The organism is Leifsonia sp. Y862, from assembly GCF_057669585.1.
The window spans coordinates 152,698-170,510 of sequence record NZ_JBYHFR010000002.1 but is presented as its reverse complement, the minus strand read 5'-3'; the positions used below and the strand labels follow the sequence as shown (position 1 = coordinate 170,510).

The following is a 17,813-nucleotide window of genomic DNA, read 5'->3' as shown; positions in this document are numbered from 1 at the left end:
GGGCTTAGCGACCGCCTGCGCGACGCTTGTTGTAGACGTCGAACGCGACGGCCAGCAGCAGCACGAGGCCCTTGACGGCCTGCTGCCACTCGATGCCGATACCCATGATCGACATACCGTTGTTCAGCACACCGATGATCAGGCCACCGATGATGGCGCCGCCGATGGTGCCGACACCACCCGTTACTGCAGCGCCACCGATGAAGGCCGCTGAGATGGCCTCGAGTTCGAAGCCGTCACCGGCCTTCGGGCCAGCCAGGTTCAGGCGAGCGGTGAAGATGAGGCCGGCCAGAGCGGCCAGCACACCCATGTTGACGAACAGCCAGAAGGTGACGTTGCGGGTCTTGATGCCAGAGAGCTCAGCGGCGTGCAGGTTGCCACCGATGGCGTAGATGTGACGACCGAAGACGCTGCGGTTCATGATGATGCCGTAAACGAGAACCAGCACGGCGAGCACGATCAGTGTGACGGGGATGCCCTTGTACGAGGCAAGTGCCCAGCCGAACAGGCCGATGGCCACGGCGATCAGAACGAGCTTGGCGACGAACCACACGAGGGGTTCGACGTCCTGGCCGTACTTGGCACGTCCGGCACGGGTTCGTGCCTGCTGAACGACAAGCGCGATGATCGCGATCACGGCAATACCGAGGGTCAGCGGATCGAGTTCGAACTCACCGAAGACGTTGTTCAGGAAGCCGTTGCCGAGTGCACGGTACTGCTCGGGGAATGAACCGATGTTGGCGTTTCCGAGTACCGCGAGCGCAAGGCCACGGAAGATCAGCATGCCGGCCAGCGTCACGATGAACGCCGGGATGCCGACATACGCGATCCAGAAGCCCTGCCAGACACCCACGAGGGCACCGACGAGCAGCGACAGGATGATTGACAGCCACCATGGCAGTCCCCAGCTCACCGCGAACACACCAGACACGGCACCGACGAAGGCGGCAACCGATCCAACGGAGAGGTCGATGTGGCCGGCGATGATCACCATGACCATACCGATCGCCAGCACGAGGATGTACCCGTTCTGCACGATCAGGTTGGAGATGTTCTGCGGGCGCAGCAGGATGCCGTCGGTCAGGAACGTGAACAGTACGACGACGACGATGAGGGCAATGAAGATGCCGTTCTTGCCGAGGTCACTGACCACGTGGCTGAACCACGATCCGACTTTTGAGGCACTCGGGTTGACGAGGGCACCCGCGGCCGTCTCAACAGCCGGCTTGTTCTCGAGATCACTCATTGGTGTTTTCTCCTTATGTCTCACTAGCCGCGGGCTAGCGAGCCTTTTCCATGGTCATGTGCTTGATGAGGGTTTCCGGCGTCGCCGTCTCGATCGGGAACTCGCCCGTGATCGCACCCTCTGAGATTGTGTAGACGCGGTCGCTGATTCCGAGCAGCTCAGGCAGCTCAGACGAGATGACGATGATGCCCTTGCCCTGCGCCGCGAGCTGGTTGATGATCGCGTAGATTTCGTACTTCGCGCCCACGTCGATGCCGCGCGTTGGCTCATCCAGGATGAGGACATCCGGGTCTGAGTAGATCCACTTCGACAGCACAACCTTCTGTTGGTTGCCGCCGGAGAGCTTGCCGGTCTTGGCGAGTACAGAGGGAGCCTTGATGTTCATGCTCTTGCGGTACTCGTTGGCAACCTTGAACTCTTCGTTGCTGTCGACCAGGCCGCCGCGACTGAGCTTGCCGAGCGACGCCATCGAGATGTTGCGCTGGATGTCTTCGATCAGGTTGAGCCCGTACTGCTTGCGGTCTTCCGTGGCGTACGCCAGCCCGTTGTCGATGGCCTCAGCTACCGAACGGGTTTTGATCTCGACACCGTTCTTGTAGACGCGCCCTGAGATCCGGGTGCCGTACGAGCGACCGAAGAGGCTCATGGCGAACTCGGTGCGACCTGCACCCATGAGGCCGGCGATGCCGACGATCTCACCCTTGCGCACGTTCAGGCTGACGTTGTCGACCACGACGCGCGTGACATCCTGCGGGTGGTGGGCCGTCCATTCCTCAACGCGCAGGATCTCGTCGCCGATGTTCGGCGTGTGATCCGGGTAGCGGTGCTCGAGGTCGCGCCCGACCATGTCCTTGATGATGCGGTCTTCGGTGACGTCCTGCTTGGCGATCGTCTCGATCGTCTTGCCGTCACGGATGACGGTGACGGAGTCGGCGACCTTCTTGATCTCGTTCAGCTTGTGGCTGATGATGATCGACGTGATCCCCTGCTCCTTGAGGTGCTGGATCAGGTCGAGCAGGTGATCGGAGTCTTCGTCGTTGAGCGCGGCGGTCGGCTCGTCGAGGATGAGGAGCTTCACTCGCTTCGACAGTGCCTTGGCGATCTCGACCAGCTGCTGCTTTCCGACGCCGATGTCGAGGATGCGCGTGGTGGGGTTCTCGCGAAGGCCGACGCGCGCGAGCAGTTTCGCCGCTTCGTGGTTTGTCTTGTTCCAGTCGATGAGGCCGAAGGCACCACGCTGTTCGTTGTTCAGGAAGATGTTCTCTGCAATAGAGAGGTACGGGCTGAGGGCCAGCTCCTGGTGGATGATGACGATGCCCTTGGCCTCGCTGTCCGTGATGTCACGGAATTCGACGACCTCGTCTTCGAAGACGATGTCGCCGGTGTACGTACCGAACGGATAGACCCCGCTCAGTACTTTCATGAGCGTGGACTTGCCTGCGCCGTTCTCGCCACAGATGGCGTGAACCTGGCCGCGGCCGACGTTGAGCGTGACATCCTGCAACGCCTTGACGCCGGGGAACGTCTTGGTAATGCCGCGCATCTCGAGAATGTTGGTGGTCACTTGCGTGCCTCTCTCAGTAGTGCAGTAGAGCTGGGGAGTGAGATGACTCACCGGTGGGGCACTCGCGTGCCCCACCGGGTTGTCGCATTCGGGTGTTAGCCGTCGATCTCGGCCTGGGTCCAGTAGCCGCTGTCAACCAGCTGCTCCGTGATGTTGTCCTTGACCACGATGGCCGAGTCCAGCAGGTAGGAGTCAACAACCTTGTTGCCGTTGTCGTAGTCGGTCGTGTTGTTGACCTCGACCTCTTCGCCGTTCAGCAGCGCGAGGGTCATGTTGACTGCGACCTCGGCGAGCTTGCGGGTGTCCTTGAAGATGGTGGCGAACTGCTCGCCTGAGACGATTGCCTTGACGGAGTCGAGCTCAGCGTCCTGGCCGGAGATGATCGGCCATTCTGCGCCCACCGAGTATCCGGCGTCGGTCAGAGCGGAGATGATGCCTCGTGAGATGCCGTCGTACGGGGACAGAACGCCGTTGACCTTCGAGCCGTCGGAGTACGTCGACGTCAGGATGTTCTCCATGCGCTTCTGGGCGGTTTCGCCGTCCCAGCGGAGCGTTGCAACCGTGTTGAAGTCGGTCTGGTTGCTCTTGACGACGATCGTCTTGTCGTCGATCAGCGGCTGGAGGACATCCATTGCGCCGTTGTAGAAGAACGTGGCGTTGTTGTCGTCGGGCGAGCCGGCGAACAGCTCGACGTTGAACGGGCCCGCAGGAGCATCGGCGGTTGCGGTGCCGTCGAGCTCGGTCAGGCCGAGTCCGTTGAGCATCGACCATGCCTGCTGCTGTCCGACCTTGAAGTTGTCGAACGTTGCGTAGTAGTCAACGTTGTCCGTGTCGCGGATCAGGCGGTCGTAGGCAATGACGGGGATGTCGTTGTCTGCGGCTTCCTGCAGCACGCTGGTGAGCGTGGTGCCGTCGATCGAGGCGATGATCAGGGCTTCTGCGCCCTTGGTGATCATGTTCTCGATCTGTGAGACCTGGGTCGGGATGTCGTCTTCTGCGTACTGCAGGTCAACCTTGAATCCCTGTGCCTCGAGCTGGTCCTTGACGGCGTTGCCGTCCTGGATCCAACGCTCTGAAGACTTCGTGGGCATTGCAACGCCAACGAGTCCGCCGTCGCCGGCGCCGTCGGCTGCATCGCCGGAGCCTCCGGAGCAAGCAGCCAGTGACATGATCATGGCACCAGCGGCCAGAGTTGCGAGAAGTGCTTTCTTCTTCACTGTGGTTCCCTTTCGAGTTTTTCTATCAACATTGATTTGTGCGAGTGGGTGGACAGATGTGATTACAGGCCCGGTGCCAAGGCATGGCGGGCCGGGTTCCAACGCACCTGATGCGTGATGTCACGCACGGTGGTGGCTTTATCGTTCACGAGAGCGCTCCCTGCGGAGCTTGTCCGTAGACGTTCTGGTAACGATCAAAAAGTGAGTCAATGGCGCTCTGCGGCAACGGAACGAGCTCGCCACCCTGCCGGGCGATGTGCACCGTGCGGGCGACGTCTTCGACCATGACGGCGGCCTTTACCGCATCTTTCGCGTCCTTGCCGATGGTGAACGGGCCATGGTTGGCCATCAACACCGCACGCGACCTGTGGCCGGTCAACGTCTCCACGATGCCGCGGCCAATGGAGTCATCGCCGATGATCGCAAACGGACCAACAGGGATCTCCCCACCGAACTCATCGGCCATCGCCGTGATCACACACGGAATCGCCTCAGCCCGCGCCGCCCACGCCGTCGCATACGTGGAATGCGTGTGCACGACCCCGCCGACCTCCGGCATGTTGCGGTACACATAGGCGTGCGCGGCCGTGTCGCTCGACGGCGACCGGTCGGCGCCCGGCGTGCCCGGGATGACCGTGCCGTCGAGGTCGCAGAGAATCATGTTCTCCGGCGCGAGATCGTCGTAGCTCACGCCAGACGGCTTGATCACGAACAAGTCAGCGCCCGGCACCCGGCCGGAGACATTGCCGCCGGTCCAGACGACCAGGCCGTTGCGGGTCAGCTCGGCGTGCAGGCGGGCGATGTCGGCGCGCACTCTGGCGATGGCGACTTCGATCTGGGGGCCGTAGGTGCTCATGCGCGTGCCTCGGCTCCGGCAACAACGCCGACGCCATCAGTCGATCGGAGATACAGCGCACCGTCGTTGCGCCCAGCGAACTGGGACGAGCGGGCGGACGTACTCACGAAACGACTCCTTTGTCTGACGCGTGGTGGTTACCTGGTGCGACATTGCGGGTGAACTTGCTGTGGTGCTAGGCGATGCTGTGGTGCGGTCGATGCTGGTTCACCAGAATGTGACCGTTCACATTGGCCGCCTGCCCATGTTAGTCGCATGGGGCATTTGCCTGTCAAGTTGGAAATGTCTCGGTTGTGTAACTGCCGCCTGACTGACGGCGGCGAAAGGCCAGAATCAGGGTCGTTTGGCGTCGGCGGAGCCCGCCTGCCTACTGCACAACCGCTCTCGGCACCGTCGTCGTGAGGCCTGCGGCAGGGGTGGCAACGGTCGCGCGCCGGCCGGCCGCAATGCTCAGCAGCCAGAACAGCGCGGCCAGTCCGAAGCAGCCGACGAACGGCCAGACGCCGCCGAGCGGGGCGAGGGAAATGAAGACGATGGCCGAGAGGGCGAGCGATGTTGATGAGCCGATGGCATCCGAAATTGAAATGGCAGAGCTCACGAAGCCCTGGCTGTCTGGCGTCGACGTTTGCAACGCCATCACCGATGTGCGCGGGTACATGATGCCCATGCCGGCGCCGGCCACGCCCCAGCCGACGATGAGGATCCAGGCCGATATGCCGAGGATGGGGACAACGATCGCCACCACAAGGGCAAAGCCGAGCAGGACAGACCCGATGCGGAAGCACAGTCGGTGGGTGAGCCGTGTCGCATAGCGTCCCTGCACCTGCGAGCTGGCGCCCCACATGACGCCGCCGACGGTCAGCGCCAGTCCGGCCATGGAGGCCGACAACCCGTACTGGTCTGAGAGCAGGTACGGGATGTAGATCTCGGCGCCGAAGAATGCGCCGGCAATGAGCCCGCGCAGCAGCACGACGCTCGGCAAGCCTCGTGCAGCGCGCAGCGTTCCGGTCGGCAGCAGCGGGCGGATCACGACGGCGAGCAGCACGATCGCGACGACAGGGACAACCCAGGAGATCCAGCCCTGGAGTCCGGCTGACAGGTTGAGCGCCAGCACGGCGACCGCGGCGCAGGATGCCAGGGCAATGCGCGCAACGCTCCACGACGGCGCCTCTGGGCCGGGCTTCTCCCCCAGTCCTCGCATCGCCGGTGCCACCATCGCCACGGCGGGAACGACGAGCGCAACGACCCCGAGGAATACCCACTCCCACCCGAACGTATCCGCGACGACACCGGCAATGAACGGGCCGATCAGCGAGGGAACCACCCACGCTGCAGCAAAGCCGGCGAAGATCCGCGGCTGCAAGTGCTCCGGGTAGACCCGCGCCACGATCACGTACAGGGCGACAGTGAGAGCGCCACCGCCGAATCCGTGAATGAGCCGGCCGACCACCAGCACGGCCATTGAGCTCGCCGTTCCCGCGACGATCAGGCCGATCGCGAACAGGACAACAGAAGCCAGCACTGCACCACGCGGCCCGCGCCAGTCAGACCAGTTGCCGGCTACGACCATCCCGACGACACTGATCGCCAGCGGCCCTGCGAAGGCGAGCGCATAGAGGGATTCGCCGCCGAGTTCGGCGCTGATACCGGGCATCACCGTCGTGACTGCAAGCGATTCGAATGCTGCAAGCAGGATGAGTGCGCACATTCCGATGCTGATCCAGCGATACGTCGGACTGAGTACCCCACCTCCGCCGTCGGACGTGTTCGTGCCCGCTGTGTCGCCATCGCTCATAGTGCCATTCTGCACGGTTCTGGTGTCGTCGGTCACCGCCCATGGCACACGCCACTACCGCAGCGGATGCCGCGCGCAACCTAGAAGGCGGCCCGCCCTGTCGACGACCTGACAACCAGTTCCGGCATGATCGCGCCACGATAGGGTTCGGTGTCTTCGCCGTCGATCTCGGCCAGCAGCAGTGCGATGCTGCGACGTCCGAGTTCGCCGAAGTCCTGTCGCACGGTCGACAGCGGCGGCCAGAAATGCGGCGCCTCTGGGATGTCATCGAATCCGATGATGCTGATGTCCCCCGGGATGCTGAGCCCCGCATCATGGATCGCATGCATGAGACCGAGCGCCATCTGGTCATTGGACGAGAAGATGGCGGTGAAGTCCCGCACCCGCAGGAGCTCCCGCCCGGCGTAGTAGCCGAACTCGGCCGTCCAGTCGCCGAGGATGGGTGCCGTCGTCGGCACGTCCTGGGCACTCATCTCGTCGAGGAAGCCGCGCATCCTGGCCTCGGCCTCGATCCAGTCCTGTGGGCCGGCCAGGTGGTAGATGTTGGTGTGGCCGAGCTCGATGAGGTGCCGCGTCGCGAGTCGTGCCCCCGCAATCTGGTCAACGGAGAGGGCTCTGTCGTTCAGCCGGCCAGCCGACTGCAGTGTGACGAGAGGCACCCCGATCGATAACCGCTCAAGCACATCGAAGACGCGCACCTGCGGTGCGATGACGATCAGTCCCTCAACAGACTGGTCCATGAGATGCGCGACGGCAGCCTCAATGGACGGCTGGTCGACGCTCGTGAGGTTCGCCGTGTTCACGTAGTAGCCGGCATCCCGTGCTGCGTCCTGGATCGCGGCAATGCTGCTCGCCGGGCCATACTCCGAACCCGACGACGAGAGCACGCCGATGGTGCGCGAGCGCCCCTTAACCAGCGCCTGGGCTGCACGATTGGGCCGGTACTGCAGTTCGTCCATCACCTCGAGCACACGCAGCTTGGTCGACTCGCGGATGCTGGGGTGGTTGTTCAGCACCCGTGAAACTGTTTGGTGGGATACCCCCGCGAGGCGCGCGACGTCGCGAATGCTCGGCGCGCGGCCCGCTGGTGGTTCCAAGGTCATAGGAGAAGATTCCGCTGCAATGTGCACGGTCACAAATGTGAACGCGTGTCAATTATGCATGGCAGACGCCCACGAGTGGGATCGGATGTGACTGTCACATTCCCGGAGGGATCATTCCCCACGGCCCCAGCGACATTCATGCCCGTTGCGGCATGTGTCCGTTTTAGTCGGCGACTACGCGTGCATCACTGCCCGATCGCGCGCGCTTCACGACGGCGACGATCACGGCAGCCACAGCGAGCACACCGGGCACCAGCAGGTTCGGCCCGGCAAGAACCAGCAGCCCAATGGTGAGTACAACCGACAATGCTGCGAGCCACCAGCCAAATGACCACGTCTCAAGCAGCCGCACCGCTGCGATCATTCCGAGCACATAGATCGCCACCATCGAACTCGTGTGAATGAGGATGAACGGCGTGAGCCCCTGCCCGTTCAGCATCATCATCGTGAAGTACGTGGCAGTGATGACGGCGACCACTCCCAGCGCACGCCGGGGAACCTCGCCGGAGCCAACGCCCCGCGACATCCAGCGAGGCAGGTCTCCGTCGCGGCCGAGCGATGCGCCCAGCTTGGCAAACGCGCCGAGGTACACATTCAGCACGCCGAGGGCGACGATTGCGGCGATGACAGCCACCAGCACAGGACCGATACCCAGAGTGGATGTCGACACCAGGTCGAGCAGGGGAACCTGGCCGTCGCCCGCGCCAGCGCCCAGCACCGCGACGGTCACCCACTGCAGGGCCAGGTACGCGACGCCCACAACAACCAGCGCGATCGCCGTCGCGATCGGGATGACGCGGCGAGGGTTCTTGAACTCCCCAGAGATGTGGGTGCCGATCTCCCACCCGGCGAATGCCCACACGAACAGGCTGACAGCGGTACCGACGCCGCCCCAGCCGTTCGGCAGGAACGGCTCGAAGTTCGAGGGCTCTGCCGCTGGGGCAGCAACGGCGACGACGCCGATCACCACGAAGAGCAGTGCGCCGGTGAGCACCAGCTGCACCACGCCGGAGACGCGCACCCCGAGGAAGTTGATCACGAGGGGCGGGACGAGGATGGCTACCGCCACCCACACCACCACAGAGCGGTCTGCGCCGACGATGGCCACCACGTACTCCGCGCCGAGCATCGCGACGACGGGCGCGCCTGCACCCACCCCGAAGAAGAACCAGTACCCGGCCATCCGCGCCCACGTTTCGCCGAGCGCCTTGCGCACGTAGCTGGCAACACCGCCCGGGTCTGGGTAGCGCGCCGCCAGCGCAGCGAATGTGCCGGCCAGCGGGATAGAGAGCACGAACACCACGAGCACGGCAACCATTGACGCGGGCCCCGCCGCACTGGCGGCAAGCCCCGGCAGCACCAGGATGCCGGTGCCGAGCACCGCCGCGATGTACAGCGCTGTGCCCTGGACGAGCCCGAGGGATCCGGTGTGCGCGCCAGCGGCATCCGCTGGGTTGCGGATGCCGACGGGTGAGGCGAGCGATCCCTCGCGCGATTGGGGTGTCTTGGTTGTGCTCATGTCACCATTCTGTCGGCCGGCGAGCGACGACGAAATGGCAGAGTTGACATCCTTCGTTCATAAACTGCCACTTTGGGGCACGGGTGCCTGGATGGCTCGCGGTGATTTCGAGACGGCCTGGCGGCCTCCTCAATCAACGGAGGGAGCTACAGCCGGGCCAGCGCCCCGTCGATGTCAGCGATGAGGTCGGTGACGTCCTCAATGCCCACCGAGAGCCGCACAATGTTGTCTGGCACTTCGAGGTCGGTGCCGCGCACGGAGGCGTGCGTCATCTCTGCTGGGTAGTTCACGAGTGATTCGACCCCACCGAGCGACTCGGCCAGCTGGAACAGCGTCATCGATTCTGCGAAGGCCCGAGCTGCTGTCGCACCGCCGGCAAACGCGAGCGACAGCATGCCGCCGAACCCGCTCATCTGGGCAGCAGCCAGCTCGTGGCCGGGGTGCGAAGCGAGGCCTGGGTAGTACACGCCATCGAGCGCGGGGTTCCCCTCAAGATGCTCTGCGATGGCCTGCGCGTTGCTGCAGTGGCGATCCATCCGCACCGACAGCGTCTTGATGCCGCGCGTCGTGAGCCACGCATCGAGCGGCGCAGACACCGGACCGGCAGCGAACTGCAGGAAGGAGGCCTTCTGGGCCAGCTCGTTGTCGCGGCCGAAGATGAGCGCGCCGCCCAGCACGTCTGAGTGCCCCCCAAGGTACTTGGTCGTCGAGTGCACGACGACGTCGGCGCCGAGTGCCAGCGGCTGCTGCAGTGCCGGTGACGCGAACGTGTTGTCGACGACGACGGTGACGCCGTGACGGTGTCCGATTTCGGCGAGCGCGGCAATGTCGCTGATCTTCATGAGCGGGTTGCTCGGCGTCTCCACCCAGAGCAGCTTCGTCACGCCGGGGATGATGGCCGCCTCGACGGCAGCAAGGTCACTCATCTCGACGGTGCTGTTGCGGACACCCCACGGCCCGTGCACACGCTCGATCAGTCGGTGGGTGCCGCCGTATACATCGTTGCCGAGCACGATGTGGTCGCCCGGAAGAAGCGCGGCGCGCAGCAGGGTGTCTTCAGCGGCCAGCCCGCTCGCGAATGACAGTCCGATCTCGCCGCCCTCAAGTGCGGCCAGCAGCGTCTGCAGCGAGTCACGGGTGGGGTTGCCACCCCTGGTGTATTCGTAACCGCCGCGCAGGCCGCCGATGCCGTCTTGCACGAACGTCGAGGTGAGATAGACGGGCGGGATGACCGCGCCGGTTGTCGGGTCAAAGGCCTGCCCGGCGTGGATGGCAACGGTGTCGAAGTTCTGTGAGTCTGTCATGGCGATCCTTGCTCTGGTCTGTCTGTGTGGCTAGCTGTCTGTGTGTCAACCGCTGTGTTGGTCAGGCGCTCAGGTAGGTGAGCAGGTCATGGCGGGTGATGACGCCCAGCGGCTTGCCGCCATCCGTCACGAGCAATGCATCACTCGTGGTGAACGCTGCCCTAGCCGTGGCGACCGGTTCGTTGACGCCGATCAGCGGCAGCGCATCTCCGACGACGGATGTCACCTTGTCGGCGAGCTTGACCTCACCGGAGAACACCAGGTCCATCAGGCGTCCCTCGCTGAGCGCACCGACGACTTCACCCATCACCACGGGCGGCTTGGCCGCCAGCACGAGCAGCTGCGACACGCTCGACGACGTCATGGTCTCGATCGCGTCGCGCACCGTGTCGCTCGGGTGCACGTAGACGAAGGGCGGCAACGTACCGGTCTTCGACTCAAGCAGGTCGCCGACCGTGTGCCCGGCCGGCGCGTTTGTGAAGCCGTAGCTGCGCATCCAGCCGTCGTTGAAGATCTTGCCGAGGTAGCCGCGGCCCCCGTCTGGCAGCAACACAACGATGGTGTCATCCGCTCCCAGTTTCTCGGCAGCGCGGAGGGCTGCCACCACGGCCATGCCACTGGAGCCGCCGACCAGGATGCCCTCTTCGAGTGCGAGCCTGCGCGTCATCGCGAAGGAGTCGGCATCCGACACGGCGATGATCTCGTGAGGGACGCTCGGATCATAGGCGGTCGGCCAGAAGTCTTCGCCGACACCCTCAACGAGGTACGGGCGCCCTGTGCCGCCCGAGTACACCGAGCCTTCAGGGTCTGCGCCAATGATCTGCACCCGGTCGTTCGAGACCTCGCGCAGGTAACGGCCGGTTCCGGTGATGGTGCCGCCGGTGCCGACGCCCGCGACGAAGTGGGTGACGGTGCCGTCTGTGTCGCGCCAGATCTCGGGTCCGGTCGTCTCGTAGTGGCTGAGGGGGCCATTCGGGTTGGCGTACTGGTTCGGCTTGAACGCCCCTGGAATCTCGCTGGCCAGGCGGTCAGAGACGCTGTAGTACGACTCAGGGCTGTCAGGGGCAACGGATGTCGGGGTCACCACAACTTCGGCGCCGTATGCTGTCAGCACATTGCGTTTGTCCTCCCCGACCTTGTCTGGGCAGACGAAGATGCAGTGGTAGCCGCGCTGCTGTGCGACGAGCGCCAGGCCGACTCCGGTGTTGCCCGATGTCGGTTCCACGATGGTTCCGCCGGGCTTCAGGAGTCCGTCGCGCTCAGCGGCATCGATGATGCGCGTGGCGATGCGGTCTTTCGAAGATCCACCAGGGTTCAAGTACTCCAGCTTCACGAGCACGGTGGCGGAAACACCCTCCGTGACCTTGTTGAGTTTCACCAGCGGAGTGTTGCCGATGAGGTCGAGCACAGACTGGGCGATCTTCATAGAGAGTCCTTCGTTGAGTGTCGCTGTCACGCAAGACCTCGCGATGAGATCTTCTGCTGTGATATGTCATTGATACCACTCTCAACTATCCTGTGAAGCATCTGTGAGAGCAGGCCCGGAGGAAGCGAAGCGTGCCCGCATGCGTTCGTATTGAACAAGGACAACTACGAGAGGCCATCCAGTGACCCCCGCCCCGCCCCCCGGATCGAAATCCGGCTCCCCAGACCTCACTATCAAGCAGCAGCGCCAGGTTCAGCGCGAGAAGAAGCTTGAAGCATTCCGGTTGCAGGAGAAGCGCACCAAGCGCAACCGCAAGATCGGCATCATCTCCACCGCTGTCGGGGTCGTCGCCATCGTTGGGATCGTGGTCGCCTCCATCGTGCTGACCCCACAGGCCGCCAGCTACTCAGCAGGGGGCACCGGCGCAGAGATCGACGGCGTTGAAACGTTTACCAACACCTCTGAGCACGTCGAGACCTCGGTGACATACCCGCAGACTCCCCCGGCCGGCGGTGCACACAACCCGATGTGGCTGAACTGCGGCGTCTACACCGAGCAGGTACCGAGTGAAAACGCGGTGCACTCCCTTGAGCACGGCGCCATCTGGGTCACCTACGACCCGGCGCTTGGCGCAGACGAGTTGAAGACACTGAAGTCGAAACTGCCGTCGACGTACATCGTTCTCTCGCCGTTCGACGGCCTGCCAACCCCCATCGTGCTGAGCGGCTGGAACTCGCAGCTGCAGGTTGAATCTGCCGACGACCCCCGCATCCAGGAATTCCTTGAGGAGTTCTGGAAGAGCAACAACGTTCCAGAGCCCGGCTCTGCCTGCACTGGCGCATTCAATGCCCCAGGAAAGGTCTCCTAAGCCAGGCGCCGGTCGCCTCGCGATCCTCATCACCGCACTCATCACCGCGGTCGTTGTGGGAGCAATCGCGTGGTCGGCCGGTCGCCTCAGCACCATCAACGATCCAACCCCGACCGCGACGAGCGCAGAGGCCGGATTCGCCAGGGACATGCAGGTGCACCACGACCAGGGCGTTGAACTGTCCATGATCATCCGTGACCGCACCGACGACCCCGACGTCCGGTTGCTCGCATACGACATCGCGACCACGCAGTCGCAGCAGTCTGGGCAGATGTACGGCTGGCTGAACGAGTGGAACCTCTCCCAGGCTGCCAGCGAGCCATCGATGACGTGGATGACGCGTCCAGGCTCGTCAGAGACGGGTCACGACCACACGACCGCGTCAGGCGGGGCCGGTCACGCCCCCGGCGATCCCATGCCTGGCCTGGCCACCGCAGACCAGATCGCAGAGTTGACGGCGGCCTCAGACGTCGACGCAGAACGCATCTTTCTCACGCTGATGATCGCGCATCACCAGGGTGCGATTGAGATGGCGGATGCCGTGCTGGATCGCAGTGAGAATTCTGTGGTTGTCGCCTTTGCGACATCCGTTGTACAGAGCCAGAAGTCAGAGATCGACCTGATGCAGAGCATGCTGGCCAAGCGCGCGTAGCGTTCCCGCTATTCGCCGGGGCCGGAAAGCCCGTCAACGAACGGTGACGGGCTGACGGCAACCGGCGACGGCGATGCCCCCTGCTGGGAGTACAGCCGCGCGTATACGCCCCCGAAGGCGAGCAGCTGCGCGTGCGTTCCGTGCTCAACAATGCGGCCTGCGTCGACCACGAAGATGACATCGGCAGAGACGATCGTCGACAACCGGTGTGCGATGGCGATGGTGGTTCGACCCCTGGATGCCGTGTCGAGTGCTGCCTGCACGACGCGCTCCGAAATGGCGTCGAGTGCGCTCGTTGCCTCGTCGAGGATCAGCACCTCCGGGTTCTTCAGCAGCACCCGCGCGATCGCAATGCGCTGCTTCTCACCGCCGGAGAGCCGGTAGCCGCGTTCCCCCACCACCGTGTTGTAGGTGTCGGGGAACGAGGCAATGGTGTCGTGGATGTTTGCGGCCCGTGCGGCCGTCTCGAGCTCAGCATCCGTCGCATCCGGTTTCGCGTACCGCAGGTTTTCGGCGATGGTCGCGTGGAACAGGTACGTCTCCTGGCTCACGATGCCGATGTGGGACACCAGCGACTCCTGGCTCAGGTCGCGCACGTCGGTCCCTGAGAAGAGCACTCGGCCGCCAGATGCCTCGTAGAAGCGTGGGATCAGGTATGACACGGTGGTCTTGCCTGCCCCAGACGGGCCGACGAACGCCGCGAATTCCCCCGGCGCAATCGTGAATGACACGTCGTCGAGCGTCGGACGGGCATCGGACGTCGCATCGGGGTACGCGAACGAGACGTGGTCGAATGCGACCTGCCCAAAGTCGGGTCCTCCCTCTGGCACCGGAATCGCCGTCGGCTTGTCGCTGATGGCGGGCTTCAGGTCGAGGTACTCGAAGATGCGGGCGAACAGCGCGCTCGACGTCTGCAGGTCGAGTGCGACGCGCATCAAGCCGAGCAGCGGGAACATGAGCCTGGCCTGCACGGTGGTGAAGGCGACGATGGTGCCGGCCGTGACATCCGTTGCCCCATTGGTGATGAGCAGTCCTGAGACGAGGTAGACGATCGCGGGGATGCTGGCGAGGAAGATGTTGACCATGGCGAAGAACCACTGGCCACTCATCTGCTGGCTGACCTGCAGGCGAATCTGGTTGGCGTTCTCGTCGGCGTAGCGACCGATCTCCGTCTTCTGCCTGGTGAAGCTCTTCGACAGCAGGATGCCGGACACGCTCAGCGTCTCCTGGGTGATCGCCGTCATGTCTGAGAGCGATTCCTGCGTCTTGGCGGCGATCCGTGCCCGCACCTGGCCGACGCGGCGCTGCGCGATGACCAGAATCGGCATCAGGATGACGGCCACGATGGTCAGCTGCCAGTTGAGCAGCAGCATGGCGACGAACGCGGCGATGACCGTGACGGTGTTGCCGAGCACGCTCGAGATCGTGTTGGTCAGCACGCTGGCCACTCCGCCGACGTCGTTCTGCAGGCGTGACTGGATGACGCCGGTCTTGGTCTTGGTGAAGAAGCTGAGTTCCATGGCCTGCAGGTGCGTGAACAGGTTCACGCGCAGCGCGCCCATAACCTTGTTGCCCACCGTTGCGGTGAGCCAGGTCTGCCAGACGCCGAGCAGCGCCGACGCGATGAAGACCACCATCATCAGCCCGACGAGCCAGGCCAGGGTCGACAGGTTGGGTGTGCCAGAGGCGGGGAAGAGTCCGTCGTCGAATGCCCGCTGCGTCAGGAGCGGCGGGATGACCGAGAGCGTCGCACCGATCAGCACCAGGATGACGGTGACGACCAGCTGCGGTTTGTACGGCACGAACAGCTGCCAGATGCGGCCAAGCAGGTTGGGGATGCGCGGCGCCTTGGCATTCTCCGCGCGCTGCGCCTTGGCGTCGCCGCCGCTGATCCGACCGGCTCGGCGTGCAGGGCCTCCGCCTGTGCCGCCGCCACCACCTCCGCGGCTTCCGCCGCCGTGCATTCCGCTCATGGTTTCACTCTAAGCTCCGCGACTGACGTGACCGCACACACGTAATGGGCCGCCCAGCTGTGCTCGTCGAAATGCCGAAGCACGAGCAAAACCGGGCGACCCATACAGGTGGAGCGTGTTATCCCTTCGTGGAACCGGCCAGCAGGCCGCGCACGAAGAACCGCTGAAGCGCGAAGAACACCAGCAACGGAACCAGGATCGAGATGAATGCGCCCGCTGTGAGCAGGTGCCAGTCCTGGCCACGGCTACCCGTGATCTCTGCGAGCAGCTTCGTCATGGGAGCCACAGCCCCGTCGGCGAAGATCAGGGCGACGAGCAGGTCGTTCCACACCCACAGGAACTGGAAGATCGCGAACGAGGCCAGTGCAGGCATGGTCAGCGGCAGGATGATCCGGAAGAAGATCTGGCCGTGGCCTGCGCCATCCACTCGTGCGGCCTCAATCACCTCAGAGGGGATCTCTGACACGAAGTTGTACAGCAGGAAGATGGCGAGCGGCAGAGCGAACATGGTGTGCGCAATCCATACCTGCGCGTATCCGCCACCAGCGTTCAGGGATTCGACGACAGGGAAGCCGAAGATCGTGCCCTGCGAGAAGAGCTGAAGCAGCGGCACAAGGGCCATCTGCAGCGGCACAATCTGCAACGCGAAGACCCCGATGAACAGGATGTCCTTGCCCCTGAAGTCGATCCAGGCGAATGCGTATGCGGCGAGGCTTGCGATGATCAGCGGGAGCATGGTCGCCGGAAGAGTGATCGCGATCGAGTTGATGAACGCGCCAGCCAGGTTCAGCTGGCTGTTGCCCGCTGCGAGGACGTCGGTGTAGTTGTCGAGGGTGACACCCCAGTTGGCGAACATCGTCCACCAGCCGGTAGTGCGCACCTGCTGTGCAGGGCGGAACGACGAGACGAACAGGCCGAACGTCGGAATCGTCCACACGATCGCGATGAGGAGAGCCGCGATAGTGGCGCCACGGCTGGTCAGTCGCTTCTTGGTGCGCTTGGCGACACCGAGTTCGCTCTTCTTCTCACCGTTCCGCAGTTGCGCTTCGGTTTCAGGATCGACCGGCAGGTCGATAGGCAGCACGGCGCTCATCGGATCTCCCTCTGCTTTTTGATCTGTCTGGCGTTGTAGACCACGATCGGCATCACCAGGAGGAACAGCACAACGGCGAATGCCGCTGAGCGACCCTGTTCGAAGTTCTTGAACTGGGTGTACATCTCGTTGGCGATGACGCTGGTGTTGTTGGAACCGGCGGTCATCGTACGAACGATGTCGAAGACCTTCAGCGATGCGATCGAGATGGTCGTCAGCACAACGATGAGGGAGCCGCGGATGCCGGGCACGATCACGTTGACGAAGCGCTGCCAGCCGTTGGTGCCGTCGAGCTCTGCGGCCTCCAGCTGTTCACCGGGGACGCCCTTGATTGCCGCTGACAGCACGACCATCGCGAATCCGGTCTGAACCCAGATCAGCACGACAATGAGGAACAGGGTGTTCCACGGTTCAACAGCAAGGAAGTCGACGGGGGTTCCGCCCAGCCACACCACGATCTGGTTCAGCAGGCCGATCTGGTTCTGGTCTGCGGGGCGAGCGGTGTAGACGAAGCGCCAGATGATGGATGCGCCAACGAACGAGATGGCCATCGGCATGAAGACCAGGATCTTGAAGTACTTCTCGCCCCTGCTCTTGTCGATGAAGACGGCGTATGCGAGCCCAGCGATGGTGGACACAAGCGGCGCCACGAGCACCCAGACGATGGTGTTGCCCACCGTGCGGATCGCCTCAGGCTGCGTGAACACCCAGATGAAGTTGTCAAAACCGACGAATTCAGTTCCGCGCGAGTTCTGGAAGGCCTGAACCGCGGTCTGGATCGTGGGGATGACCAACCCGATGGCCAGCAACAGCACGGCAGGTGAGAGGAAACCGACCAGCTGGAAGAGATAGCCGGCTCCCTTGCGTGAGCGGAAGTCGAGAATGAAGAACAGCCCACCGAGCACTGCGGCGACGATGACGGCCCAGTCATAGGACCCGACAAGGATCAGCACCAGGGCCGGAGCCGCAATGCACACAGCCAAGCGGATGCCGGTGTACAGGCGTCCGGACCGCGGCGCTATCTCGACGAAGAAGAGGATCGCGGCGACGACCACCACGAAGGCCAGGATGATGATGGGCACCTGGACCAGGGGCGGCATCTGTCCGAGCCAGGCGAAGAATGCTGACATTGGAACCCTTTCGAGTGCGGCAGTGAACTCAACGGACCGTAAGAGCAATCAACCCGAGGGCGATAAT

14 protein-coding genes are annotated in these 17,813 nt (G+C 63.6%); 2 read left to right on the top strand and 12 right to left on the bottom strand.

From position 1 onward, the window contains the following. Positions 1–4 precede the first annotated feature (4 nt). The 9 genes from mmsB to AC25Z0_RS10925 form a co-directional block, all read right to left on the bottom strand. Positions 5–1,246, bottom strand: coding sequence for a multiple monosaccharide ABC transporter permease (gene mmsB, locus AC25Z0_RS10965; RefSeq protein WP_488119686.1), 1,242 nt, complete (start codon positions 1,244–1,246; stop codon positions 5–7). A gap of 34 nt (positions 1,247–1,280) precedes the next feature. Continuing rightward, positions 1,281–2,810, bottom strand: a complete 1,530-nt coding sequence (mmsA, locus tag AC25Z0_RS10960) for a multiple monosaccharide ABC transporter ATP-binding protein (protein ID WP_488119685.1) — start codon at positions 2,808–2,810, stop codon at positions 1,281–1,283. A gap of 95 nt (positions 2,811–2,905) precedes the next feature. After that, positions 2,906–3,985: a multiple monosaccharide ABC transporter substrate-binding protein gene (chvE, locus tag AC25Z0_RS10955; RefSeq protein ID WP_488120441.1), complete on the bottom strand. Its 1,080-nt coding sequence runs from the start codon at positions 3,983–3,985 to the stop codon at positions 2,906–2,908. A gap of 187 nt (positions 3,986–4,172) precedes the next feature. Beyond that, complete coding sequence (locus AC25Z0_RS10950) at positions 4,173–4,883, bottom strand: L-ribulose-5-phosphate 4-epimerase (RefSeq protein WP_488133244.1); 711 nt, start codon at positions 4,881–4,883, stop codon at positions 4,173–4,175. Between the two features lie 367 nt (positions 4,884–5,250). After that, the gene (locus tag AC25Z0_RS10945) at positions 5,251–6,678 is read right to left on the bottom strand and encodes an MFS transporter (RefSeq protein WP_488133243.1); all 1,428 of its coding nucleotides are present in this window, start codon (positions 6,676–6,678) and stop codon (positions 5,251–5,253) included. Positions 6,679–6,758: 80 nt separating this feature from the next. Further along, entirely contained in the window at positions 6,759–7,781 is a 1,023-nt protein-coding gene (locus AC25Z0_RS10940; protein WP_488119682.1) for a LacI family DNA-binding transcriptional regulator, read from the bottom strand. Between the two features lie 163 nt (positions 7,782–7,944). Beyond that, entirely contained in the window at positions 7,945–9,300 is a 1,356-nt protein-coding gene (locus AC25Z0_RS10935) for an APC family permease (RefSeq protein WP_488133242.1), read from the bottom strand. A 146-nt stretch (positions 9,301–9,446) separates the two neighbouring features. Beyond that, on the bottom strand, positions 9,447–10,604 hold the full coding sequence (locus AC25Z0_RS10930; protein ID WP_488119680.1) for a cystathionine gamma-synthase: 1,158 nt from the start codon (positions 10,602–10,604) through the stop codon (positions 9,447–9,449). Between the two features lie 61 nt (positions 10,605–10,665). Continuing rightward, complete coding sequence (locus AC25Z0_RS10925; protein ID WP_488119679.1) at positions 10,666–12,030, bottom strand: cystathionine beta-synthase; 1,365 nt, start codon at positions 12,028–12,030, stop codon at positions 10,666–10,668. A gap of 181 nt (positions 12,031–12,211) precedes the next feature. On the opposite strand from AC25Z0_RS10925, the gene AC25Z0_RS10920 reads away from it, so the two are divergent. After that, positions 12,212–12,898 carry a thioredoxin-like domain-containing protein gene (locus AC25Z0_RS10920; protein WP_488119678.1) on the top strand — a complete coding sequence of 229 codons (687 nt, stop codon included), beginning with the start codon at positions 12,212–12,214 and terminating at the stop codon, positions 12,896–12,898. Continuing rightward, complete coding sequence (locus AC25Z0_RS10915) at positions 12,876–13,550, top strand: DUF305 domain-containing protein (protein WP_488119677.1); 675 nt, start codon at positions 12,876–12,878, stop codon at positions 13,548–13,550. Before AC25Z0_RS10920 ends, AC25Z0_RS10915 begins: the two co-directional genes overlap by 23 nt. 8 nt (positions 13,551–13,558) lie before the next feature. Here AC25Z0_RS10915 and AC25Z0_RS10910 read toward each other — a convergent pair whose 3' ends face one another. The 3 genes from AC25Z0_RS10910 to AC25Z0_RS10900 form a co-directional block, all read right to left on the bottom strand. After that, positions 13,559–15,523, bottom strand: coding sequence for an ABC transporter ATP-binding protein (locus AC25Z0_RS10910; RefSeq protein ID WP_488119676.1), 1,965 nt, complete (start codon positions 15,521–15,523; stop codon positions 13,559–13,561). Between the two features lie 118 nt (positions 15,524–15,641). Next, a complete protein-coding gene (locus tag AC25Z0_RS10905; protein WP_488119675.1) occupies positions 15,642–16,616 on the bottom strand; it encodes a carbohydrate ABC transporter permease in 975 nt (324 codons plus the stop codon). Next, entirely contained in the window at positions 16,613–17,746 is a 1,134-nt protein-coding gene (locus AC25Z0_RS10900; RefSeq protein WP_488119674.1) for a carbohydrate ABC transporter permease, read from the bottom strand. The genes AC25Z0_RS10905 and AC25Z0_RS10900 overlap by 4 nt, the downstream gene beginning before the upstream one ends. Positions 17,747–17,813: the final 67 nt, after the last annotated feature.